At 64.1% G+C, this 23632-nt stretch carries 21 protein-coding genes and 1 tRNA gene; 17 read left to right on the top strand and 5 right to left on the bottom strand.

All coding sequences use genetic code 11. The features are described from left to right. Positions 1-149 precede the first annotated feature (149 nt). The 4 genes from tuf to BMI88_RS13125 all read left to right on the top strand — a co-directional run bounded on the left by tuf (position 150) and on the right by BMI88_RS13125 (position 4193). Positions 150-1325: an elongation factor Tu gene (gene tuf / locus BMI88_RS13140; protein ID WP_078549290.1), complete on the top strand. Its 1176-nt coding sequence runs from the start codon at positions 150-152 to the stop codon at positions 1323-1325. Positions 1326-1468: 143 nt separating this feature from the next. Continuing rightward, positions 1469-2344 (top strand): alpha/beta fold hydrolase, encoded by an 876-nt coding sequence (locus BMI88_RS13135; protein WP_108722450.1) that lies wholly within the window; start codon positions 1469-1471, stop codon positions 2342-2344. A 123-nt stretch (positions 2345-2467) separates the two neighbouring features. Next, positions 2468-3136 carry a CatB-related O-acetyltransferase gene (locus BMI88_RS13130; protein ID WP_078549330.1) on the top strand — a complete coding sequence of 223 codons (669 nt, stop codon included), beginning with the start codon at positions 2468-2470 and terminating at the stop codon, positions 3134-3136. Positions 3137-3206: 70 nt separating this feature from the next. Continuing rightward, on the top strand, positions 3207-4193 hold the full coding sequence (locus BMI88_RS13125; protein ID WP_078549328.1) for a zinc transporter ZntB: 987 nt from the start codon (positions 3207-3209) through the stop codon (positions 4191-4193). Between the two features lie 9 nt (positions 4194-4202). Here the strand turns inward: BMI88_RS13125 and BMI88_RS13120 are convergent, their stop codons facing one another. Then, positions 4203-4763, bottom strand: coding sequence for a type 1 glutamine amidotransferase domain-containing protein (locus tag BMI88_RS13120; RefSeq protein ID WP_078549326.1), 561 nt, complete (start codon positions 4761-4763; stop codon positions 4203-4205). A 162-nt stretch (positions 4764-4925) separates the two neighbouring features. Between BMI88_RS13120 and BMI88_RS13115 the strand changes: the two genes are divergently transcribed. The 3 genes from BMI88_RS13115 to BMI88_RS13105 all read left to right on the top strand — a co-directional run bounded on the left by BMI88_RS13115 (position 4926) and on the right by BMI88_RS13105 (position 8745). After that, positions 4926-5001 (top strand) — tRNA-Trp (locus tag BMI88_RS13115). Positions 5002-5092: 91 nt separating this feature from the next. Then, entirely contained in the window at positions 5093-7579 is a 2487-nt protein-coding gene (locus tag BMI88_RS13110; protein ID WP_168173981.1) for a glycosyltransferase, read from the top strand. Continuing rightward, positions 7576-8745, top strand: a complete 1170-nt coding sequence (locus BMI88_RS13105) for a hypothetical protein (RefSeq protein WP_078549322.1) — start codon at positions 7576-7578, stop codon at positions 8743-8745. The genes BMI88_RS13110 and BMI88_RS13105 overlap by 4 nt, the downstream gene beginning before the upstream one ends. On the opposite strand, the gene BMI88_RS13100 is transcribed toward BMI88_RS13105, so the two are convergent. Then, positions 8711-9508 carry an ABC transporter permease gene (locus BMI88_RS13100; RefSeq protein WP_078549320.1) on the bottom strand — a complete coding sequence of 266 codons (798 nt, stop codon included), beginning with the start codon at positions 9506-9508 and terminating at the stop codon, positions 8711-8713. The genes BMI88_RS13105 and BMI88_RS13100 overlap by 35 nt on opposite strands. Before the next feature lie 135 nt (positions 9509-9643). Between BMI88_RS13100 and BMI88_RS13095 the strand changes: the two genes are divergently transcribed. The 3 genes from BMI88_RS13095 to BMI88_RS13085 all read left to right on the top strand — a co-directional run bounded on the left by BMI88_RS13095 (position 9644) and on the right by BMI88_RS13085 (position 14333). Next, the gene (locus tag BMI88_RS13095) at positions 9644-10813 is read left to right on the top strand and encodes a hypothetical protein (protein ID WP_078549318.1); all 1170 of its coding nucleotides are present in this window, start codon (positions 9644-9646) and stop codon (positions 10811-10813) included. Between the two features lie 5 nt (positions 10814-10818). Next, on the top strand, positions 10819-11472 hold the full coding sequence (locus BMI88_RS13090; protein ID WP_078549316.1) for an ABC transporter ATP-binding protein: 654 nt from the start codon (positions 10819-10821) through the stop codon (positions 11470-11472). 134 nt (positions 11473-11606) lie between these two features. Continuing rightward, complete coding sequence (locus BMI88_RS13085) at positions 11607-14333, top strand: DUF4214 domain-containing protein (RefSeq protein WP_078549314.1); 2727 nt, start codon at positions 11607-11609, stop codon at positions 14331-14333. Here the strand turns inward: BMI88_RS13085 and BMI88_RS13080 are convergent. After that, entirely contained in the window at positions 14330-15727 is a 1398-nt protein-coding gene (locus BMI88_RS13080; RefSeq protein WP_078549312.1) for a phosphomannomutase, read from the bottom strand. The two genes, BMI88_RS13085 and BMI88_RS13080, sit on opposite strands and share 4 nt — an antisense overlap. 145 nt (positions 15728-15872) lie before the next feature. Between BMI88_RS13080 and BMI88_RS13075 the strand changes: the two genes are divergently transcribed. Next, complete coding sequence (locus tag BMI88_RS13075; protein ID WP_078549310.1) at positions 15873-16940, top strand: DUF2793 domain-containing protein; 1068 nt, start codon at positions 15873-15875, stop codon at positions 16938-16940. Positions 16941-16943: 3 nt separating this feature from the next. Here BMI88_RS13075 and BMI88_RS13070 read toward each other — a convergent pair whose 3' ends face one another. Then, complete coding sequence (locus tag BMI88_RS13070) at positions 16944-19313, bottom strand: glycosyltransferase family 4 protein (RefSeq protein WP_078549308.1); 2370 nt, start codon at positions 19311-19313, stop codon at positions 16944-16946. Between the two features lie 108 nt (positions 19314-19421). Beyond that, positions 19422-19916 carry a DUF4405 domain-containing protein gene (locus tag BMI88_RS13065; RefSeq protein WP_078549306.1) on the bottom strand — a complete coding sequence of 165 codons (495 nt, stop codon included), beginning with the start codon at positions 19914-19916 and terminating at the stop codon, positions 19422-19424. 249 nt (positions 19917-20165) lie between these two features. Here BMI88_RS13065 and secE point away from each other — a divergent pair, with 249 nt between their 5' ends. The 6 genes from secE to rplL all read left to right on the top strand — a co-directional run bounded on the left by secE (position 20166) and on the right by rplL (position 23606). Next, on the top strand, positions 20166-20351 hold the full coding sequence (gene secE, locus BMI88_RS13060; RefSeq protein WP_075773824.1) for a preprotein translocase subunit SecE: 186 nt from the start codon (positions 20166-20168) through the stop codon (positions 20349-20351). A gap of 242 nt (positions 20352-20593) precedes the next feature. After that, positions 20594-21133: a transcription termination/antitermination protein NusG gene (nusG, locus tag BMI88_RS13055; RefSeq protein ID WP_075773825.1), complete on the top strand. Its 540-nt coding sequence runs from the start codon at positions 20594-20596 to the stop codon at positions 21131-21133. Positions 21134-21239: 106 nt separating this feature from the next. After that, positions 21240-21692, top strand: a complete 453-nt coding sequence (gene rplK / locus BMI88_RS13050) for a 50S ribosomal protein L11 (RefSeq protein WP_078521322.1) — start codon at positions 21240-21242, stop codon at positions 21690-21692. 3 nt (positions 21693-21695) lie between these two features. After that, positions 21696-22394 carry a 50S ribosomal protein L1 gene (gene rplA / locus BMI88_RS13045; RefSeq protein WP_075773827.1) on the top strand — a complete coding sequence of 233 codons (699 nt, stop codon included), beginning with the start codon at positions 21696-21698 and terminating at the stop codon, positions 22392-22394. A gap of 258 nt (positions 22395-22652) precedes the next feature. Next, positions 22653-23165, top strand: coding sequence for a 50S ribosomal protein L10 (rplJ, locus tag BMI88_RS13040; protein ID WP_078521320.1), 513 nt, complete (start codon positions 22653-22655; stop codon positions 23163-23165). A 66-nt stretch (positions 23166-23231) separates the two neighbouring features. Then, the gene (gene rplL / locus BMI88_RS13035) at positions 23232-23606 is read left to right on the top strand and encodes a 50S ribosomal protein L7/L12 (protein WP_078521318.1); all 375 of its coding nucleotides are present in this window, start codon (positions 23232-23234) and stop codon (positions 23604-23606) included. Positions 23607-23632: the final 26 nt, after the last annotated feature.

The following is a 23632-nucleotide window of genomic DNA, read 5'->3' as shown; positions in this document are numbered from 1 at the left end:
CGCCGGTCGCTGCCCAAGGGAAACCGCGAACACAGACAGGGGAAACCCTGCATTCCGGGCTTGATTTTTCCCCGCCAGCGCAATAGGTAGCGCGCGATATTGACTCGGGCTCGCTGCTAGCGGCCCCCTAACCAGAGGCGCCCCGCGAGATGGCAAAGGAAAAGTTTGAACGTAACAAACCGCACGTCAACATCGGCACGATTGGCCACGTTGACCACGGCAAGACGACGCTGACGGCTGCGATCACGAAGTATTTCGGTGATTTCCGCGCGTATGACCAGATCGACGGCGCGCCGGAAGAGAAAGCCCGCGGGATCACGATCTCGACCGCACACGTGGAGTACGAGACCGAGTCGCGTCACTACGCGCACGTTGACTGCCCCGGCCACGCCGACTACGTGAAGAACATGATCACGGGTGCCGCGCAGATGGACGGCGCAATCCTGGTTGTGAACGCAGCTGACGGCCCGATGCCGCAGACCCGCGAGCACATCCTGCTCGGCCGTCAGGTCGGCATCCCGGCGATGGTCGTGTACCTGAACAAGGTTGACCAGGTCGACGACGAGGAGCTGCTCGAGCTCGTGGAAATGGAAGTTCGCGAACTTCTGTCGTCCTACGACTTCCCCGGCGACGATATCCCGATCGTCAAGGGTTCGGCTCTGGCCGCGATGGAAGGCCGTGATCCGGAAATCGGCGAGAACTCGATCCGCGCGCTGATGGAAGCTGTCGACAGCTACATCCCGACGCCGGAGCGCGCCGTTGACCAGCCCTTCCTGATGCCGATCGAAGACGTGTTCTCGATCTCGGGTCGTGGTACGGTTGTGACCGGTCGCGTCGAGCGTGGCGTGATCAACGTCGGCGACGAACTGGAAATCGTGGGTATCCGCGACACCACGAAGACGACCTGCACGGGCGTCGAGATGTTCCGCAAGCTGCTGGACCGTGGTGAAGCTGGCGACAACATCGGCGCGCTGCTGCGCGGTGTGGACCGTGACGGCGTTGAGCGTGGTCAGGTTCTGTGTAAGCCGGGTTCGGTGAAGCCGCACACGAAGTTCGAGGCAGAAGCCTACATCCTCACCAAAGAGGAAGGTGGCCGTCACACCCCGTTCTTCGCGAACTACCGTCCGCAGTTCTACTTCCGCACGACGGACGTGACCGGCACCGTGACGCTGCCCGAGGGCACCGAGATGGTGATGCCGGGCGACAACCTGAAGTTCGAAGTCGAACTGATCGCCCCGATCGCGATGGAAGACGGTCTGCGCTTCGCAATCCGCGAAGGCGGCCGCACCGTCGGCGCCGGCGTCGTCTCCAAAATCATCGCGTGATCCTCGGATCATAGCGATTTGCGAAGGGCCGCCCGGTTGGGCGGCCCTTTTGCTTTGCGTGAAGGGCCTGTGCGGGTGGTCGTAATCGCGGGCGTGTCGCGCTAGGTCTTCTGCAGGGCGGACCATGGGGGAGGATGCGGGACATGGCAGAGGCAACTGCGGCACGCGAGTGCCATTGGGATGTGGACGGGCTGCGGATCTCTGGGCGGGCCTGGGGGCCCGAGGACGGTCTTCCGGTCTTGGCACTGCATGGCTGGATGGATCATGCGGACAGCTTTGCCGCGCTCGCGCCGCGGCTCGAGGGTTGCCACGTCGTCGCGCTCGATCTGAGCGGGCAGGGCCTGAGCGGGCATCGCGCGGCCCATGCGAGCTACAATATCTGGGACGACCTGCCGCAGATCCAGCGGGTGCTCGACGCTCTGGGCTGGGAGGACTGCGTGCTGCTGGGCCATTCGCGCGGCGCCAATATCTCGGCGCTGCTGGCGGCGGCGATGCCGGAGCGGGTGCGCGGGGTCATCGCGCTCGATTCGCTGGTCCCCGAGCCGGTGGCGCAGGATTTCGTCACAACCCTGCGCGCCTATCTGACCGAGGTGCCAACGCAGGCGGCGCGGCCCGCGCGCAGTTTCCCGACGCGTGAGGACTATATCGCGCGCCGCGCGGGGCAGGGCAATGCGCGCGCGGTGGCCGAGGCGCTGGCGGAGCGTGCGCTGGAAGAAGGTCCGGAGGGCTGGCATCTGCGCGGCGACCGGCGGCTGTTCGCGAGCTCGGCGGTGAAGCTCGACCGCGACGATGTGGAGGCGGTGCTGCGGGCGATCCGGGCGCCGGTCCTTAACATCTGGGCCGGGGACGGGATCCGGGCGCAGCGCGAGGGCACGGCGGAGCTGGCGCAGTGGGGGGGCGAGCTCATCGCCGATTACGAGAGCAACGAGATCGCGGGCGACCACCATTTCCACCTCGACCCGGAGGCGGCGGAGCAGATCGCGGAGGCGGTGAAGGGCTGGCTTGCGCGCAAGCTGTAAGCGGGCGGCTGGCGCGGCCCCGTCGCTTGCGCTAGACTGATGAAGCGCATGATGGAGGCTCCGATGGACAAGACCCTTTTCTGATCCCGTTTCCCTGAAACTCTGATCGAGAGAGGTCTCTCCATGTCTGCCCATCCGCTGCCGCGGCGCTTTCCTGCGCCCGATACCCGCAATCCCGTTCTGCTGCCCGATGGCACCCCGCATGAACCCACCGTGTTCCTGCAGGCGGTGATCGACCATCCCAATATCGAGGTCGGTCGCTATGCCTATTACAGCCCGCTTGTCCCCGTGACGGACGCGGCGGCGGAGCTTGCGCCCTACCTCTATCCCGGCTGCCCCGAGCGGCTGGTGATCGGGGCTTTCGCGCAGATCGCGCACGGGGTGCGCTTCATCACGGCCTCGGCCAATCATCCGATGGGCGGGATCACCACCTATCCGTTCCGGATCTTCGACATGGAGACGGCGGGGAAATATCTCGAGGAGAATGCCGCGATCGGCGACACCGTGATCGGGCCGGATGTCTGGCTTGGCTTCAATGCGATGGTGATGCCCGGTGTGCGCATCGGGGCGGGGGCGATCGTGGCGGCTGGCTCGGTTGTCGCACAGGACGTGCCGCCCTTTGCCATCGTCGCGGGTAATCCGGCGCGCGTGGTGCGGTCCCGGTTCAGCACCGATGAGATTGCACGATTGCTCGATCTGGCGTGGTGGGACTGGCCGGTGGAGGCGATCCAGAGGGCGTTGCCCGCGCTGGAGGCGGGCGATGTGGCGGCGCTGGCCGAACACGCACCTTGAGCGAGAGGCTTGCCGCTGCGCGCAACGACGCTAGGCTCTGGGCAACGCGACGAATTCTCCCGGAGCCCGGATGACCAACAGCCCGATCCTCTTCTCGCATATCCTGACTGGTGCGCCCGATCCCGACGGGCCTGCCGACATCGTCGAGGCGTTGCGGGACGAGCGGCTCGCTTGGGCGCATCTCGACGGGACGCATCCGCAGGCGCAGCGCTGGATTCGTGAGGAGCTGGATTACCTCGACCCGCAGGCGGTGGAGGCCTTGCTGGATGTCGATACGCGCCCGCGGATGAGCCAGATCGGTGAGGGGCTTTTGGTGATCCTGCGCGCGATCAACTTCAACGAGGGCGAAGACCCCGAAGATATGGTCTCGCTGCGGATGTATCTCGACCGGCAGCGTATCCTGACGATTTCGCGCAAGCGGGTGCGCGCGATCGAAGGGATGAACGCGGCGATCCGCGACGGCAAGGGGCCCAGCGATGCGGGAACCTTCCTCGTGCGACTGACCGAGGATATCGTCGGCAATATCGGGGTGTTCCAGACCGAGTTGGACGAGCGTGCCGAGGCGTTGGAAGATCAGGTCTATGGCGGGCAGGCCGATCACATGCGCCGCGACGTTCTGGACTTGCGGCTGCAGGTGATCGCGGCGCGGCGGTACCTCGCGCCGCAACGCGAGGCGTTGATCCGTCTGACACAGGCGGAGAGCCCGATCATCGACGAGGTCACGCGGCGCGAGATCGAGGAAGAAGCGCTGAAGATGACGCGGATTTCGGAAGATATGGACGAGCTGCGCGATCAGGCGCAGGTGCTTCGCGAAGAACTGTCGAGCCAACTCTCGGACCGGGTCAACCGCAACACCTTCGTCCTGTCGGTTGTTTCCACGATCTTCCTGCCGCTCGGGTTTCTTACCGGTCTGTTCGGGGTCAACATTGGCGGGATGCCGGGGCTGAACTCCGACAACGCGTTCACTTATCTGGTGATCGCCTGCGTTCTCATCGTCGCGGCACCGTTGATGGTGATGGGCCTCCTGCGCCTCTATTCGAGGCGCGGGAAGCGATAGGTTGCGCGATCAAGCGGCCTCGCGCATGTGGCGGCCTTCCTGAACCTCCTCGATGATCTTGGCGATGAAATCGTCCAGATCCTTCGGGTTGCGCGAGGTGACGACGCCGTTGTCGGACACCACGGATTCGTTCACCCAGTCGCCACCGGCGTTTTCGACATCGGTGCGCACCGAATGATACGAGGTCATCTTGCGCCCCTTGGCGATGCCGGTCTCGATCAGGAGCCACGGCGCGTGGCAGATCGCGGCGACCACCTTGCCTTGGTCGTAGAAGCTACGCAGGAGATCCAGCGCGCTTTTCTCGACACGAAGAAGGTCGGGGTTGATCTGACCGCCGGGGAGAACGATCGCATCGTAGTTGGAGGCGACGACGTCGGAGATCTTGCACTGCACCGAAACGGTCTCGCCCCAGTCGGTCTCGTCCCAGCCGCGAATGTCTTCGCCATCGAGCGAGGCGAGGTCGATTTGCGCACCGGCCTCGGCCAGCTTGTCGCGCGGAACGGTCAATTCGGCTTGCTCGAAACCGTCGGTAGCCATGATCAGAATGCGGGCTTCGGAAATCTTGGGCATTTGCTTTCCTTTCCTAAGGCGCAGCTTGCGCAGGTTCGGAAGAAAAACGATCTGCGCCCGGCATGCGTTCCACGGCGATTTCTTCGGCGGGGAAATGCGAAAGATAGGTGGAAAGGCACTTGATTTCGGTCGCGTGAGACTTTAGCACCCACGCCACGGCCTAGGGGTATAGCTCAGTTGGTAGAGCATCGGTCTCCAAAACCGAGGGTCGCGGGTTCGAGTCCCTCTGCCCCTGCCAGCCGTTTCCTGAAAATTTACGTTCGTTCGCGTAACGTTCCTGAAGTGGCGTCCTCTGACGCCGGTTTTGGGCGCTGTCGCGAGGAACCGTCGTGCTTGGCAGAATTTTCCGGGTCTTTCAGCGATATGTCGATGCGAATCTCCGGATTTCGCGAAGGGTGCCGGATCTGGGGCCGCGCGCGGCGGCTCGGCGGGTGCATGTCACGCGCTACGATTTCTGCGGCAACCGTCTTCGCCTCGAAGGGCGAATCGATGCGCGCGAGGTGATTTTACGCTTGGGGGGCGTGGCGCAGCGCTGCGCGCTCGAGCCTGATGCGTCGGGGCTGGCGAAGTTTGCCTTTGACGTGCCTTTCTGGCCCGACAAGGTGGAACTGGCCCTTCCCGATACGGATGCCGATGGGCAGGGTGAGGAAAGCTGGGTTTTGCCGCCGATTGGCAGGGCTCGCCTCGCATGGGGGCAGCTGCGCATCGCCCCGGTGTTCCTGTGGCGAATCGCCCGTCATGCTCGCGATATCTGGCGCTGGCGAAACCACGACGACGGTGCCGCGGGGATTCGCGTGAAATCCGCGCTCGGTTTCGTGGGGCTGTCGCGGGGCGTGACCCTGCCGTCCGACCTTCTCCGCGGCTCGGCGCCGACTGAGCCGCCCACGTTCCCCGGGATCGTGATCGTGTTGCCGGTGTTCAATGCGCGGGCGCTGCTGCGCGAGGCGCTCGCCCGCGTCGTGCAGCACACCGATCTCGACTGGCATCTGATCGTGATCGAGGATCGCTCGACCGATCCTGAGATGCGGCCGTTTCTGCGCGATTGGTGTGATGGCCGGGCGAACGCGAGTCTTCTGGAAAATGACACAAATCTCGGCTTTGTCGCGTCGGTCAATCGCGGGTTCGAGGCGGCGCGTCGGCACTTTCCCGAGCGCCCCGTGGTCTTGCTGAATTCCGATGCCCTTGTGCCCGCGGGCTGGGCGTCACGTCTTGTGGCCCCACTTTCCGATCCGCAGGTCGCAAGCGTCACGCCAATGTCGAATGACGCGCAGATATTGTCCGTGCCGACAGCCGGAGCGCGGAGCGATTTACCGCCCGGGGCCGTCGATCAGATCGATGCAGTCGCCGCGCGCATGAACCCGGTGCAGGCGCGCGCCGAGCTGCCGACAGGGATCGGCTTTTGCATGGCGCTCGCACCGCGCTTTCTTGTCAAGCTTCCGCAATTCGACCCTGCGTTTGGGCGCGGCTACGGGGAGGAGACGGATTGGTGTCAGAAAGTAAGGCGGCTCGGGGGGCGGCATATCGGGATCGGCTCGCTCTTCGTGGAGCATCGCGGTAGCGCCTCCTTCGGTGCGGCGGCGCGGCGAAAGCTACTGGACGCCAATCAGGCGAAGATCGAGAGGCGCTATCCAAGCTATCCGCGCGCCGTCGATCGTTTTCTAACCAGCGATCCGCTGGGGGCCCCGCGTTTCGCGCTCGCCCTGGCCCGAGCGGGAGCACTGCAAACCGAGCCGATCAAGATCTGGCTCGGACATTCCCTCGGGGGTGGGGCGGAGATGTGGTTGCGCAAAGAAATCGCCTCGGAGCTTCGCGCCGGCCGGCGGTGCGTCGTTCTTCGCGTCGGTGGGCCCGTGCGCTGGTCCATCGAGCTTCACGACCCGCTAGGCCTGAGCACGGTCGAGACATCGGATCGCGCGGTAGTGCTATCCCTGCTGAAGCTTCTGCCGGATCGCCACGTCATCTATTCCTGCGGCGTTGGCCATCCGACCCCGCTCGAGATACCCGCGCTGCTTACGGAACTATCCGCGACGCAGCCGCTCAATATCCTGTTTCACGACTACTTGCCCCTAAGCGAGGCCTACACGCTCCTGCGTGCGCCAAACAGCTTGCGCGAGATCCCCGAGTACATCGGCCCTCGGGCCAAGTCTCGAAAGTCGTCTCGGCGCTCTTCAACCGACGAACTCTCGGATTGGGAAAGCGCGTGGGGCGCGGCACTGACCAGCGCAACGCGATTGCAAGTTTTCTCGCGCAGCTCCGCAGAGATTGTGGCCTCGGCCCGTTCCGATCTCGCGCATAAGATCGACTGCAAACCGCATCATGTGGCCCGGCCTGCTGTTCTCATCCGTCCGCCTCCGGGGCTCCACGCAGGCGCCCGCGCCGCGGGCTCTGTTCTTGGCGTGCTTGGTCATATCGGCGTCCACAAAGGCGCCGCGGTTGTCGAGGCATTGGGGGAGGCCTTCGCTGCGGACGGCCGCGCGCGGCTGGTCCTGTTGGGAAATCTCGATCCGCGGTTTCATTTGGGAGCGCCGAACCACGTTCACGGCCCGTTTGAGCCCCTAGATTTGCAGATGCTGGTAGCGCGGTACGAAATTGATCGATGGCTGATCCCATCGCTTTGGCCGGAAACCTTTTCCTTCACCACGCATGAGGCGCTCGCCACCGGCCTGCCGGTGTATTGTTTCGACCTTGGCGCTCAAGCTGAAGCGGTCAGAGCGGCAGGCGCACAGGAGGGTGTCTTACCGGTGCCACGCAGGCCATCGGATATAGACATCGATCGCCTCTTTGGGGCGCCCGCCACGCAGAGGTGGGTGGCATGACGCTCGAAGACAGTCATGCGATCTTTCATATAGGCGCCCCGAAATGCGGCAGTTCGGCTCTTCAAGCAGCATGGAGCGCGGAACCGGACCGGCCGTCGCGCGCCGGTTTGCGTCTGCGCTATATCGGCGCGGTGCGGGTGGGCGGCAAACTCATGCCGTTGCGTGGCAGGGCCGTGCGCCGCGCTGCTGCGTTGTCTCCCTATGGCTATGTCTCGATGCCCGATCCCGGCCGCGAGGTCGCGGCGAAGTCTCTCGGCGATTTCGTCTTGCGCGAGATCGCACGCGCGCGGCGGCGCGGCTACATCCCGTTCTTCTCGAATGAGGGCTGGATTCGTCGTCCCGAATTCTTCACGCGGCTGCTTTCAGACCTCGGCCATCCGCCCGTGACCGTGCTGGCCTTTCTGCGTCCTCCCCTGACGTGGATGAACGCGGCGTTCTGGCAATGGGGTGTCTGGAGCCGGCCCCGCTTCGACGATTGGCTTTCGTCCCGCCGTGTCCCGTTCAGCTTTGGCGGAGATCTCGCAGCCTGGGCGCGCATTCCCAACGTAGGATTGCAGGTCGCGCCGGCAAAGCAGGATGTGGTCACCTTCGCCGACGCTTTGCTGGGAACGCTGGGCAACGCAATCGGACCGTGCCACAGCACGGGCAGCGCAGCACAGTTCGGTTTTTTGCTGCGCAATCGTCGATTTCGGCCGGACAGCCATCGCGCGGAGATCGAGTTCGTATTGCAACGGCAAATGGCGAACGGCCCCACGCTGCGCCGCGCGTGGGCGATCGCGCCACATCACGTTGAGACACTGCAGCGGCTCGCGCAGAGCCATCGTCGAGAGCTCAAGCGCGTCTTACCCAACGTACAAGCGGAGGGGATATTCGACGACCCGCTCTGGACGGCGCCATATCCGTATCATCCTGAAATCGAGCGCGGCCCGGCGCCACTCGATGATCTCGATGAATTGCGCGCGTTTGCAGGACGGCTTCTTTCAAAACCGTTGTCCGAGGGGGCCGAGCTCGGTGCACTCGACGCGTCTATAGCGGAGCGGCTCGGTGTCCTTCTGCGCGAGGACCGTTTTCATCGGTGGCGGACCGCGCTCCTTAGAGCGCCGCGAGATCAAACGCCGCGGCCCAGATCGTTCACCTTGCGAGGAGATCCCGGTAGCTCGTCCTGAGGGCAAAAAGGCCAAGGGCCAGAGACACGAGCGACACGCCGATTACGTAGAACGCAGAGAGGTAATCGGGCTGATAGGTCGGGAAAAAGCCGCTCCGCAGATAGCCGATCACATGGACCAGCGGGTTGAACCAAAGGGTGTCCGCAGCCCAGCGTGGCAACTGGTCGGTGAGGAAAAAGACTCCGGAAATCAGGAACATCGGTCGCATCAGGATCGACCATATCTGCTGCCAGACCGGTGCACGTAGAAAGAGGTAACAGTTCAGGGTACCGATTCCGAACGACAGCAGTACGGCGAGACCTGCTGCTTCGAAGATACGCAGCGGATCCGGGCTCGCGCGGGTGTCGAACATCAGGAGGCATCCGTGAAGGACGAGGTAGGAAACAACAAGTTTCGTCAGCGCATTCAGGGCGAGCCGTGCGATGAGCGCATCGACAAAGCTCACAGTGGGATAGGCGAGGAGCGCGCGGGAGTAGGTGAGGGCGTTGGCGACCTTCGATTGAACGTCTGAAAACAACATGAATGGCAGTAAGCCCGTCGCGTAGAAAAGGGCGAAACTGGCCCCGAGCGGCGGGGCGTGAAAGGTCAGCGAAAAGAAAAGCGTCAACAATCCGACGCCGCCGATCGGCTCGAGCAACGCCCAAAGATAGCCCCCCGGGGAGCGACCGTAGCTTGCCGACATCTCGCGCAGAATGAGCGCGCCGATGGCACGAAGCGCCGGAAAGGACCGGGCCGGGATGCGCGCCACGCGGGAGGAGAACATTTCGAGCCTCGTTTACCGGTTTTCAATTCGGATCGTGTTCACTGGATCCTGACGCGACCGATAGTGGAGCCAATTGTGAAACACGCGGTTAACGAGCCTGCGCAGGCGACACCCGTCCCCGCAAAGGGGGCTGGGTTGCGCGAAGTGCCTTTACCGCTCCGGCCGGTGCCGAGCGCATACGCGCCTCCCGCACGCAAGGCGCGCTGGCGGCGGCGGCATCAGGCTGTGGCGTTAAGCTTTCTGGCGCTGGTGATCGCGCCGGTTCTGGTGGCGGCCTATTATCTCTATGCGCAGGCGGCGGATCAGTTCGTTTCACGCGTCGGCTTCACGGTGCAGCGGGAGGAAATGGCGCCGGCGCTCGATCTTTTCGGCGGTCTGTCCAGCCTGTCGGGCGCGTCTTCAAGCGACACCGACATTCTCTATGAATTCATTCAAAGCCCGAGCCTTGTTGCGCAGATCGACGATGCGCTCGATCTGAGGGCCATTTGGTCGCGCGATCGATCCGATCCGGTGTTCGGGCTTCCTGGCGACGCCACTCTGGAGGAGCTTGTCGCCTATTGGAATCGCATGGTTCATGTCCGGCACGGGGCGGGCGCGGGGCTGCTCGACATCGAGGTGCGCGCTTTCGATCCCGGCGCGGCACAGCGGATCGCGCAGACCTTGATGGCACAAAGCTCTGCGATGATTAACCGGCTCAGCAACGCGGCGCGCGAGGATGCGATTCGCCATGCGCGCGGAGAGTTGCGGCGCGCCGAGGCGCGTCTGACGACGGCGCGCACGGCGCTCACCACTTTCCGCAATCGCCACCAACTGATCAGCCCGGAGATGGATTTACAGAGTCAGGCAGGGGTTCTGGGGTCGCTGCTCGAACAGCAGGCGCAGGTGATGATCGAGAGTGATCTGCTGCGCGGCACGGTGCGCAGCGGGACGGATCCTCGGTTGAAGCAGGCGGAGCGGCGACTTGCGGTGATCGAGGACAGAATCGGGGCGGAGCGCCGCAAGCTTGGGATCGATGGCGGCTCCCAGGAAGAGGCTTTCGCGAGCATCGTCGGCGAGTACGAGCGGCTTATGGCGGAGCGCGAATTCTCAGAGCGTGCTTATGCGGCGACGCGCGCAAGCTATGATGCGGCGGAGGCCGAGGCGCGCCGGAAAAGCCGCTTTCTCGCAACATTCATGGCGCCGACCCTTGCGGAAAGTGCCGAATATCCACGGCGCGAAACGCTTCTGGCGCTGATCGCGGGTAGCCTCGTTTTGCTTTGGGCGATTGGCATCCTGGTGGGCTACGCGATCCGGGACCGTCGGTAACGGCGATGATCCGGCTGCAAAATCTCAGCAAGAGGTTCCGCGTTCCCGGTGGCGAGAAGGTCGTGGCGCGCAATATTTGCACGAGCTTTCCAAGCGGGCGATCCGTCGCTTTGCTGGGGAGAAACGGGGCCGGAAAGTCGACGCTGCTGCAGATGATCGCAGGCACCGCGCGGCCCGATCGGGGACGGGTGATCACGCGGGGCAGCGTGTCGTTCCCGGTGGGCTTCGCAGGGTCGTTTCACAATGATCTGACGGGCGCGCAGAATTGCCGCTTCATCGCGCGGATCTACGGTGTGGATACCGATGAGATGGTGACTTTCGTCGAGGCGACCGCCGAGCTTGGGGCGCATTTCCGGATGCCGCTGCGCAGCTATTCTTCCGGGATGCGCGCGCGATTGGCGTTTGCGGCGTCGATGGCGATCAGCTTCGACACCTATCTCGTCGACGAGATTACGGCGGTCGGCGATGCCGCGTTTCGCGAGAAGAGCGCAGCCCTGTTTCGCGACCGGCTGAAAGATGCCGGGGCGATTGTGGTCAGCCACTCGATGAACCAGTTGCGCGAGATTTGCGATTGCGGCGCGGTGCTGGAGCGTGGGCGGCTTGAGTTTTTCGACGATCTCAACGCCGCGATTGCCTGCCACGAACGCAACATGCTGTGAGTTGGGCGCTGTGAGCCGTCGCATTCTATTAAAATATTGAGAGAAAACCCTTTTTGGGCCGCTTTTCCTCCGCGCTCCGTGCCCAGCCGCGCCTCACATTTGAGACAGTGTGAACATGGAAAGCGGAGGTGACTATGCCTCAATTGGTGCCGGTCGCGACTGTTACGAATGGCGCGGAAAACTTCCTGACGTCGATCACCGACCTGCTTCTAATGCAGGGCGAGACGGGGCCGACGCTCTATTCGATTTCGAATGCGCCGGGCGGTATCTCGCAGATTCCGCTGACTGCGCGGCTGAATTCGAGCGATCTGGCTTATCTGAGCGAGAGTGCGGGGCTGGATGCAGCCGGGACGCTGACCGAGGTTTCGATCGATGGCAGCCCTGCCTTGATGGTGACCGGTTCGGCGTCGGGCGCGTTTCAGGCGGTCTGGCTGAACCAGAATGACGGCGGAATCAGCGATGTATTCACGCTGCCGGGGGCGGTCGCGCCCGGTGCGGTGCTTGCGATCGCGCCGCTGAAACTCGACGCGCAGAGCTTTTTCGTCGGGGCCCTGTCGCATGGCAGCGGGCTGCATGTCTGGCAGATGGGTGCTGGAGGCCGGATGACCGAGATCGCGCAGGGCATCGCGGGCGAGGTCTGGTCAGAGAATGACGTCCATGCGCTCGACACGGTCGAGATCGAGGGCGCGCAGTATATCCTTGCGGCGTCGGTGACGGATAATTCGCTGACCACGCTCGCGCTCGATGCGCAGGCACAGCTGCAAATCGCCAGTCAGATCGATGCGCGCGACGGCCTCTTCATCAACACACCGAATTCGATCGAGACGATCCAGGTGGGCGGACAGGCCTACGCGCTTCTGGGGGCGGCGGGCACAAGCTCGATCTCTGTCGTGGCGCTTGGTCCGGGCGGGCGGATGGAGGTCACCGATCAGATCAATGACGATCTGGGCACGCGGTTCGACGGCGTGACGACGCTCGAAACCGTGACGATGGGCGATCAGGTTTATGTGCTGGCCGGAGGCGCCGATGACGGGGTCAGCCTGCTCACGCTGCTGCCCGGCGGCAAACTGGTCCAGATCGGGACGCTGGCGGACGGGCTAGAAACCGCGCTGTCTGATCCAGCTGCGGCGGCGATGATCGCCGGTGCGACCGGGCTCGATATTTTCGTGGCGGGCGACGTGCCCGCGAGCGTGAGCGATCAGGGGATGGGGATCAGCCATATCAAGGTGGAGTTGGGCCCTGACGGTCTGGCGCTGAAGCTTGGCGATGGCGGCGACACCGCGAACGGAGGCGTCGAAAACGATCAGATTTCCGGTGGCGCTGGCGATGACCAAATCCGTGGCGGGGCGGGGGCGGACATACTGCAAGATGGCGGTGGCGCCGATTCTCTCTGGGGCGGCGAGGGGCAGGATGTGTTCGTGCTCGACGCGGACGGGCGAACCGATTTCATCATGGATTACGAGCCCGGCATCGATCGGCTCGACCTCTCGAGCATGGCGTGGTTCTACACCAAGGAGGCTCTGGATATCGCCCCGACCGCGACGGGGGCGGATATCCGGATCGGCGATGAGCGGGTGATCGTGAATACCGCGGACGGCTCAAGCCTGAGCGCCGCGGATTTCGAAACCTCGGAGCTGCGCGATCTGTGGCATTCCGCGATCAACCCGCTCGAGGTTGGCGATATCCACAAGGAAGGTACCGCGCAGGGCGATCTGATCGACGGGCGCGGCGGCGATGATCTGCTCGTCGGCAATGACGGGTCGGATATCCTGCAAGGCATGGCGGGCGATGATCTGCTCAATGGCGGGCGGATCGATCGCAGCTACGACCCGTTCGCGGCACAGGTGTTCCGGGTCTATCAGGCGACGCTTGACCGGGCGCCCGATGGGAACGGTCTGCACTATTGGACGGACCTTCTGTCGAGCGGCGCGGTCGAACTGCAGGAGGTTGCGGATCGGTTCATCAACTCGCCGGAATTCCAGTCGAACTACGCGGAGACGAGCGACGCGGAGTTTCTGACGCTGCTTTACCAGAATGTTCTGGATCGGGACCCCGATGACGGGGGGCTGACCTATTGGCTCGACCAGCTGGATCAGGGGGTAAAAAGTCGGGAGGAGATTGTTTTGGGATTTTCGGAAAGCCCGGAATTTCGGGATTCGACAGAGATCGACACGCTCATGCTGAGCCATGCCAGTGCGCAGACGGATTTCACCGATGACGTGTTCCGTTTGTATCAAGCGACGCTGGGGCGCGAGCCGAACCTTGGCGGGATGATGTATTGGAGCGAGATGCAGGCGGACGGGATGGAGTTTCTCGATGTCGTCTCCGGCTTCGTCAATTCGCCCGAATTCACGTCGACCTATGGCAATCTCGACGATGCCGGTTTCGTCTCGCTTCTCTATCAGAACGTCTTGGGGCGCGCGCCGGATAGCGAGGGGCTGACATGGTGGGTCGATCAGCTCGACAGCGGGGGCTACACCCGCGAGAAGGTGGTCGCCTCATTTGCGCAAAGCCCCGAGATGATCACCCAGACGGCGCAGCCGCAGATCGATTGGTTCCGCTCTTTCGGCTTCGAGGATCAACTCGATGGCGGCGAGGGGTACAATCTGCTGCAGGGCGGTGCGATGGCGGATCAGTTCGTCTTCCGCGCCGATGAGGACGGGCATCACGTCATTATCGACATCGAGCCCTGGGATCGGCTGAGCTTCGATGGCTTCAACTACAGCTCTGCCGCCGAAGCCCGCAGCCATATGGTCGAGGCGGGCTCCGGCGTGACCTTCACCGATCAGGGCGTCACGGTCGAGTTCATCGATGCCGATCTCGGCCTGTTCACCGACGGGATGTTCGACGTCTCGGGCTAGGCGAGTTCAGTTCGTAGCGCTTCAAGATAGCGCGCCACGAGGGCCTGTGCGCGCTCCGGTGTTGCGGCTTCGGCATAGCAACGGCATTCGGGTGCGTTGCCCGAGGGGCGTAGATGGACGATCTCGCCCGAGGGGAAGGTCAGGCGCAGCCCGTCGGTGCGGTCGATCTGTTCGGCCGGGACGAAATCGCTGAAGAATTCCGCCCGGGCGGTAGGGTCGTCAGCAAGGCGGTCGATGAAGTCGCGCGAGCGGTCCGTCGGGACTTCGGCGACCCGGTCGGCCGCCGTGAAACGGGCGGGAAGCTGGGCGACAAGGCCGCTGAGGGCGGTGCCGGCCTGTTTCGCTGCGACGAGCGGCGCGATGATCGGCAGCAGGCAATCGCGCGTCGCGAGCGGCGCAATCGGCCCCGCTGGACCCGTCGCGGTGAAGCCCAGGAGGAAGCCGCCATTGGGCTCATAGCCCACGACCTTCGCGGAGGGATCGGCATCGCGCGCGGCCTCCATCGCGGCGATCACGAAGGGCGAGCCGATCTTCGTGCGATGGATGCTGTCGAATTCGGGCATCGCATTGACCATCGTATTGGCGGAGACCGGCGTGCAGAGGATTTTCGCCCCGAGAAGCCGCGCGGTCAGCGCGCCCAGCACGTCGCCGGGGATCAGCGTGCCGGTCTCGTCGCTCAGCATCGGACGGTCGGCATCGCCATCGGTCGAGATAACCGCATCGAGCCCATGTTCCGCGCACCATCCTTGCAGGGTTTTGCGGGTCTCGGGATCGACCGCCTCGGTGTCGACGGGGATGAAAACGTCAGAACGGGCGAGTGGCACTGCGGTCGCGCCCATCGCCTCCACCGCGGTGACGAGGATGTCTCGCGCGACCGAGCTGTGCTGATAGACGCCGATGCGCAGCCCATCGAGGGCGTCCGCCCCGAACCCGTCGACATAGCGGGCGATGTAGCGCGCCGCGCTATCGGTTCCCGGGACTTCGTCCCCGCGCTTTTCGTCGGGCGAATGGTCCTGGCCCAGCCGCTCGAGGATCGCCGCCTCGTCCTGCTTCGCAATCTCTCCATGCGGGACGTAGAATTTCAGACCGTTGCGATCGGCGGGAATGTGGCTGCCGGTAACCATGATCGCCGAATTGCCCGCCCCCATCGACGCAAGCGCCAGGGCAGGCGTGGGAAGCGCGCCTTCGCGAATGGCGGTGAGGCCAGCGGCGCGGATCGCGGCGATGACGGTCTCGGCGATTGCGGGGGAGGAGGGGCGCAGGTCCCATCCCACATGCACGGCTTCGCCCTGCGGACAGGCCGAAATGAAAGCGCGGGTGTAATCGGTGACCAGCGCGTCGGTCAGTTCGGTGACGAGGCCGCGCAGGCCGCTGGTGCCAAATTTCGGTGCCATATGTCCTCGAATGCTGCGCCGTTGAAATTGGGCCGAACCTAGGGGGAGGGGGGCGGACAGGCAAGCACCGTGCGCCGCTCTCAAACACGGTTAACGCCGGGTTCCTATCGTCGGCCTCCATCGCAACCCAGCGCAGGAACTCCCGATGTCCGATCAGACCGCCAATCTCGCGCTGCCGCTTATCCTTGGCAGCCAAGCCCAGAAACACGTCACCCATAACGAGGCGCTGCAGCGGCTCGACGCGCTCGTGCAGCTTGCGGTGATTTCGCGCAGCGTGACCGAACCGCCGCTCGGTCCGCCGGAGGGGGCGCGGTATCTGCTGCCGACCGGGGCGCTGGGCGTATGGGCGGGGCAGGACGGGGCGCTTGCGATCTTTGCGGCCGGGGCGTGGCAATTCCTGACCCCGCGTGAGGGCTGGCGCGCGTTCGTGCTGGATGAGGCGGTGGAGCTGGTCTTCGCCGCGGGCGCTTGGGACGTGCCGCCGTTGCCGGAGTTGAGTCAGCTCGACGGGGTCGGGATCATGACCGGCTATGACGCGGTGAACCGGCTTTCCGTCGTGGCGGAGGCCACGCTTCTGAGCCATGCCGGGGCAGGCCATCAGCTCAAGCTGAACAAGGCGGCGGCGGGCGAGACGGCGAGTCTTCTGTTCCAGTCGAACTGGTCGGGCCGGGCCGAGATGGGGCTGGCAGGCAGCGACGATTTCGCAATCAAGACGAGCGCGGACGGTGCGACGTGGTTCGAGGGGCTGCGCATCGACGCTGCCACCGGGCGCGCAGCGATGCCGCAAGGCGCGGTGATCGATGGGGCGCTGACGGGCAGCGGTGTCGTCGGCACCGTCGCACAGGTCGGCGGCGTGTCGACGGGCGCTGTGATCGAGCAGGGCAGCACCGCCTCGGGCGACTACATCCGCTTTGCCGATGGCACACAGATTTGCACGGCGCTGGTGAGCCTTGCTTATGTCGCGGATTGGGCGCTCAAGCAGGACTGGGCCTATCCGGCGCAATTCGCGCAGGCGCCCTCTCTGAGTGTCGCGCTCGATGCGGACAGCCTCGCGGCGGGCAGCGCCATCGGCGCGGGCGCGATCTCCTTCGCGGGGGTCGAGGGCGTCACAAGCTCGGGCGCGCGCGCCGTGGTCTACGCCGCGAATGGTGCGAGTTTCCTCAGCGGTGAAAGCTGCGACCTGAGCGTCACCGCGATCGGGCGCTGGGTGTGACGCTCACTCGGCGGGGCGGGCGAGCGGTTTGTGCGCCCCGTCGAGCCGGGTGAAAATCTCGGACAGGCGGGCACTGTAGCGCGCGGCAATCGCATCGGCAGAAAAGTGGCGGCGCACGAAGGCTTCGGCCTGCGCCGCCGTTTTCTTGCGCGCGTCTGGGTCGCTGCGTGCCGCGCGGAATTGGGCGACCGCAGCGGCGTGATCGGGCTCGCCCCAGTGCATTCCGGGCTCGACATAGAGATAGTCCTGCGGCGCGACCTCGATCTCGGACGCGGGCACGAGCCACGCAGTGTCCTCGTTGCAGAATTCCAGATTGCCGGAATAGCCCGTGCACAGGACCGGCACGCCAAGCGCCATAGCCTCGAGCATGCCGAACCCCCAGCCCTCGGAGCGATGTAGCGACACGTAGAGGTCCGCGCCGGCCATCAGCTCCAGCACCCCCGCGTGATCGAGCGTCTCGTCGAGCAAAGCGATGCGCGGGTCGGCTGCGACGAGCCGGTCGATTTCGGCCCAGAGCGTGGCCTGCGCCGCATCGCAGACATGGCCGCGATTTTGCGTCTTGATCAGCAGGCGTACCTCCGCGTCCTCGGCGAAGGCTTCGCGGAAAGCGTGGATTGTGCCGAGCGGGTTCTTCCGTTGCACGAAGGAAAAGCTGTCGAAACTGGCGAGGCAGACGAAGCTTTCCTCGGGCCAATCATTGCGTTGGCGCAGGGCGCTGCGCGCGTGGGCGCGGTCGATGGCGGGCGGTTCGGGATAACACATCCCGACATTCACCACCGGCGTGTCGGTCGCTTTGCGGTAAATCTCGGCGCAGTATTCCGAGGGCACCCAGAGCTCGTCGACAAGGTCGAGCGCGAGGTGGTGACAGGCCGGAGCGCGGTCCAACTCCCAATGCATATAGGCGATGTTGTAGGCGCCGGAGTAGCTGTCGGCGTCGAAGGCGAAGGCCGGGGGGACTGCGTCGCCATTCAGGTGCAGCAGGTTGATGCGCGCGGGGCGGGGCGCGCCGGTCTTGGCGCCGTCTTGTGCGGGCGTCGGATTGTCGCGCGCGCTTTCGACCGCGTTCAGCGTGACGTCGCAGCGGGACAAAATGTCATGCGACAGCCGCGTCGATTGGCCCAGCCCGGAGGCTTTCGCGAAGGGACCGTGGATCTGAACGTCGACGGGGATGCCCTCGGGGACGGGGCGCGTGGTGGCGGCTATCCGATGGCCGTCGGGCGTGCGCTGGAAGGACATGCTGTCGAGGTCGAAACCTTTCTCGCGCAGCGCCGCAGCATAGCGCGCGCGTGTGATCGGCGGGCCGGGATGCAGTTGCGAGCAGACATCCGAGAGCCGGCCACCTTCGAGCAGCGTTTTCGTTTCGCTGCGAGGCAGGAACAGCAGGATCTCGGGCCGCTCGACCGCGAGGATCATCGCGAGCACATGCAGCATCCGGCGGTGGCGCTCGGTCTTCGGCGAGAATTGCGCGAGCGGCGGGGTCGCCTCGCGCAGGGCCAGAAGCCCGCGGGTCATCGGCCAGGGGCTGGAGCCTTTCGTCTCTGCCAGCGCCTCCATCAGGCTGTCGGGGAGGAGGCAATCGCCGAGCCCGAGCGACGGGGCATCGCGGAGCGCCCATGCGGATGCTGCGTCCGGGTCGCCGGTCTTGCCGAAGAGGTCCATCGCGCGGCTCGGTCCGCCGGGGCGGGTCTGCGCATTGAGCCAGTCGATCGCGGCGCGGCTCAGCGGGATTTGTTGCGACGGATGCTGCGCGGCGTAGCTGTCGAGATACCAGCGCAGGATGTCCGACACTGCCGCGTCGCTGCCATCGAGGGGCAGCTGTTCTGCAATGCCCGCGCGATGGCGTGCGTAATCGATGTAGGAAAAGAGGGGTGCGGGCAGGTCTTCGCCATGCGCTGACCGTACCGCGAAAAGCGGTTGCTGCGCGGTCAGATCGCGCGTGTCCGTCTGTGCGGTGGACGCGGCGCGCAGCGTGATGATCGGGCCATGCATATAGCGATGCAGGGCGTCTTTCTCTTTCGGAAGCGGCGTCGCGTCGGGGTCGAAGCACAGCGTGGCGATTGGGGCGCTGCCGGGGATGTGGAGGCTGATCTCGCCGCCCGCGGCCTCTTGCAGGGCCGCCGACAGCGGCAAGGCGAAGCCGTGATTGCCCGTGCCGATGCCAGCCTGTGCAAGGTCGGCGCGAAACATCGCCGCGCGCCCCGAGAGGAGCCGCCCGGCACTGCAGTGGATTTCAATGTCGAGCGGAGTGCCGTCGCCTTTTTTCGCGATCCAGCCGATCACCCTCCCGTTCTCGATCCGCTCCAGCGCGCCGCGATAGCCGCGCAGGCGATGGAGCAGTGAGATGGCTGACGGCGGCGGAACGAAAGTCGACATGCAATTCCTTGATGAAAAACAACCTTTGGTAGAGTCACCCTAGTCGATTGCGTGACAGTCGCAACCGTCTTGCGCCGCCCGAGATGCCCCGCACGGCGCGACGGGCCGTTATTGCGGCTGCCCCATCAGTTGCTGGGCAAGCGTCGCGGCGGAGCTTTCGCGGGCCGCGGCGATCTCGGTCAGGCTTTGCGTCACATCGGCGTCCAGCTTGGCGGCGGCGTCGGTGCCCGACAGGCCGAGCACGGGTGCGGCCTCCGACAAAGGCGCGTCGAACAGCGCCTGCGCGATCGCGAATTGCGGAGGGCCACCGCGCGCGCCGCTTTGAGAGCTCGTCGCGGCGGGAAGGACGAAGGCCAGCGCCGCCACGACCGAAAGCGCGAGCGCCAGCCCCATCGGCGCGCGTTTGAAGTAGGTGGTCATCGGCCGCCAGTTCTTCCAGATATGCAGCACGAAGGGCACGATCAGCACCATCGAGAGCCATTCATGCATCCCGTGGAACCACGCGCTGCCCCAATGGAAGAACAAGGCGATTCCTGAAATCAAAGAGACGAGGAAAAGGCCGGTGATGAGCGGTGTGGCGTAGCGGTTGAGGATGGCGGGCATCGATGGCTCCTGTCGAATCGCGGCTGTGCTGACCGCGCGGGTTGTCGGATGTTAAGTTGCACGCGCATCGATGGATTTTCCGTTATCAAAGCCGGCTTGCAGTGGGCGCATGGCGTCCGCGGAGGGGCAGGCGGTCGCAACAGCCTTGAAATCCGCGAGGGGAGCAAGTATCTGGCGGCAGTTGCGCCGAAAGCGGCGCGGTATTTTCGGCTCAAGGGCGCCGCATTGGGCGCGTAAGGAACGACGACGATGGCAAACCCACTCCAGTTTCTCCAGCAGGTGCGCTCGGAAGCGGGCAAAGTGGCTTGGCCGAGCCGCCGCGAAGTTCTGCTGACGACCGGCATGGTGCTGGCGATGGCTGCGCTGACGGCAATCTTCTTCTCGCTCGTGGACTGGGTCATCCGTCTCGGCGTGACGCAGGTGATCGGGAGCTGATAGGCTTCCGGCGCTCTCCGCCAGACCTCATTCGCAGTTGCGGCAACGAAGTGATCGCGCTCCGGCCTTACGCTCTTGAAATCACAGGGCTCCGGCGGTAAAGGGGCGGGACTTTCCCAGAGGCGGCGTGCATCGATTCGCGTGGTGCGCGCTGTTTTTTATTCTGGGAGACACGGGTAATCCCGTGAAATAACAGGAATTTTCGGCGCTCTGGCGTCGTCGGCAAGGGGCAAAGAATCGGCATGGCGAAGCGTTGGTATTCGGTAAGCGTTCTCTCGAACTTCGAGAAGAAAGTGGCCGAGCAAATCCGTCAGGCCGTGATCGATCAAGGTCTGGAAGACCAGATCGAAGAGGTTCTGGTGCCGACCGAGGAAGTGATCGAGGTGCGTCGCGGCAAGAAAGTGACCTCCGAACGTCGCTTCATGCCGGGCTACGTGCTGGTGCGGATGGAGATGACCGACAAGGGTTATCACCTGATCAACTCGACGAACCGGGTCACCGGGTTCCTCGGGCCGCAGGGCCGGCCGATGCCGATGGGCGATGCGGAAGTGAACCGCATCCTCAGCCGTGTCGATGAATCGGGTGAACAGGCCGCGCCGCGCAGCCTCATCACCTTCGAGGTCGGCGAGAACGTGAATGTGACCGACGGGCCCTTCGAGGGCTTCTCGGGCATGGTCGAGGAAGTGGACGAGGCGGCGAGCCGCCTGAAAGTCACCGTCTCGATCTTCGGCCGGCCGACGCCGGTCGAGCTGGAATACACGCAGGTGCAGAAAACCGCCTGAGTGTGAGCCGTGGGAGGCGAGGGGCCCTGCGCGACAGGGACGCCCGAACCGAACCACTAAACTTCGCGACCCCCTAGGGGCGTGACAGTGATAAGGAGAGGGCCACATGGCCAAGAAAGTTGTTGGGCAGCTCAAGCTGCAAATTCCGGCAGGCGGCGCAAACCCGTCCCCGCCGGTCGGTCCGGCGCTGGGTCAGCGCGGGATCAACATCATGGAATTCTGCAAGGCGTTCAACGCCAAGACGCAGGAAATGGACAAGCAGGCGAAGATCCCGACGATCATCACCTACTATGCCGACAAGTCGTTCACCTTCGAGATCAAGCAGCCCACGGCTAGCTTCATGATCAAGCAGGCAGCCGGCCTCAAGCCGGTCGGCAAGCGTAACCGTCCGAAGGGTTCGGAAGCTCCGGGCCGCGTCGTCGCCGCGACCATCACCGCCGCTCAGGTGCGTGAGATCGCCGAAGCGAAGATGAAGGACCTGAACGCCAACGACATCGAAGGCGCGATGAACATCATCCTCGGCTCCGCGAAGTCGATCGGTATCGAGGTGAAAGGCTAAGTCATGGCAAAGCTCGGTAAACGCACCAAAGCCGCCCGCGAAGCCTTCGCCGGCAAGTCCAACGTCTCCGTCGAGGAAGCCGTTTCGCTGATCAAGTCGAACGCGAACGCGAAATTCGACGAGACCCTCGAAATCGCAATGAACCTCGGTGTCGACCCCCGTCACGCCGACCAGATGGTTCGTGGCGTCGTCGCTCTGCCGAACGGCACCGGCAAGACCGTCCGCGTGGCTGTCTTCGCTCGTGGCGCGAAAGCGGACGAAGCCAAGGAAGCCGGGGCCGATATCGTCGGCGCCGAGGACCTGATGGAAACCATTCAGGGCGGCACGATCGAATTCGATCGCTGCATCGCGACCCCGGACATGATGCCGATCGTCGGCCGTCTGGGTAAGGTCCTGGGCCCGCGCAACCTGATGCCGAACCCGAAAGTCGGCACCGTGACGATGGACGTGAAAGCGGCTGTCGAAGCGGCGAAAGGTGGCCAGGTTCAGTTCAAGGTCGAGAAGGCCGGCGTCATTCATGGCGGCATCGGCAAGGTCTCCTTCTCCGAGGAGCAGCTGGCCGAAAACATCCGCGCCTTCGTGGATGCCGTGACCAAAGCCAAGCCCGCCGGCGCGAAAGGCACCTACATGAAGAAGGTGTCCCTGAGCTCGACGATGGGCCCAGGCGTCGCCGTCGACATCACTTCGGCGACCGGCAACTAAGAGAATTCCACCGGGGGAAACCTCGGTGGGTGGTAGGGCGGCGGCCTGACGCTTCCGCCCTGACCTGTCCGAGACGGAGGGTGCCTGATCCCGCAAGGTGACGGCTTAATTTCCTTCCTGAGATGGGGATCGAGACCAATTCCGGGTTTGGGCCTTCGGGCCGATCTCGGGCGATCTGGCCTCGGGCCCTTCGGACCCGACCCCGGGAAACCGGGACAATGAGAGCCGGGGGGAAACCCCCATACTTGGAGTGTAACTGTGGATAGAGCCCAAAAAGAGAAAGTGGTCGAGGAACTCGGCCAGATCTTCGCAAGCTCTGGCGTCGTAGTGGTTGCTCACTACGAAGGCATGACGGTTGCTAACATGCAGGACCTCCGCGCGCGCATGCGTGAAGCGGGTGGTTCGGTTCGTGTTGCCAAGAACAAGCTCGCCAAGATCGCCCTTGAAGGTCAGCCCTGCGAAAGCATCGCTGAATACCTGACGGGCATGACCGTGCTTTCCTATTCTGAGGATCCTGTCGCTGCGGCGAAAGTGGTCGTCAAATATGCCAAAGAGAACGAGAAACTCTCGATCCTCGGCGGCGCAATGGGAGACTCGGCACTCGACATCGCTGGTGTCAAAGCTGTCGCTGACATGCCGTCGCGTGAAGAGCTCATCGCTCAGATCGTGTCGCAGATCGGCGCACCCGCTTCGAACATCGCCGGTGCCGTTGGCGCGCCTGCTTCGAACATCGCGAGCATCCTTTCGACCATCGAGGAAAAGGCTGCGTAAGCAATCGACTTGTCCCGTAGCGGCTTGAAACCGCGACGTTGGAAACCCAAATCTAGGAACTGAAAAATGGCTGATCTGAAAAAACTCGCCGAAGAAATCGTGGGTCTGACCCTCCTGGAAGCCCAGGAACTGAAAACCATCCTGAAAGACGAATACGGCATCGAGCCCGCCGCTGGTGGCGCTGTCATGATGGCCGGTCCGGCTGCTGGTGGCGAAGAAGCTGCTGAAGAGAAAGACGAATTTGACGTCGTTCTCGTCGAAGCTGGCGCTCAGAAGATCAACGTGATCAAAGAAGTCCGCGGCATCACCGGCCTGGGCCTGAAAGAAGCCAAAGAGCTCGTTGAAGCTGGCGGCAAGGTCAAGGAAGGCGCTGCGAAAGCGGAAGCCGAAGAGATCAAGAAAAAGCTCGAAGACGCTGGCGCGAAAATCGAGCTCAAGTAAGCGAGCCGGATGCGACTGCATCCGAT

Source organism: Thioclava sp. F36-6 (genome assembly GCF_002020305.1).
In the GTDB taxonomy this organism is placed as follows: domain Bacteria; phylum Pseudomonadota; class Alphaproteobacteria; order Rhodobacterales; family Rhodobacteraceae; genus Thioclava; species Thioclava sediminum.
Note: the sequence above shows the minus strand (reverse complement) of the source record. Positions and strands in the feature narration are given on the sequence as shown.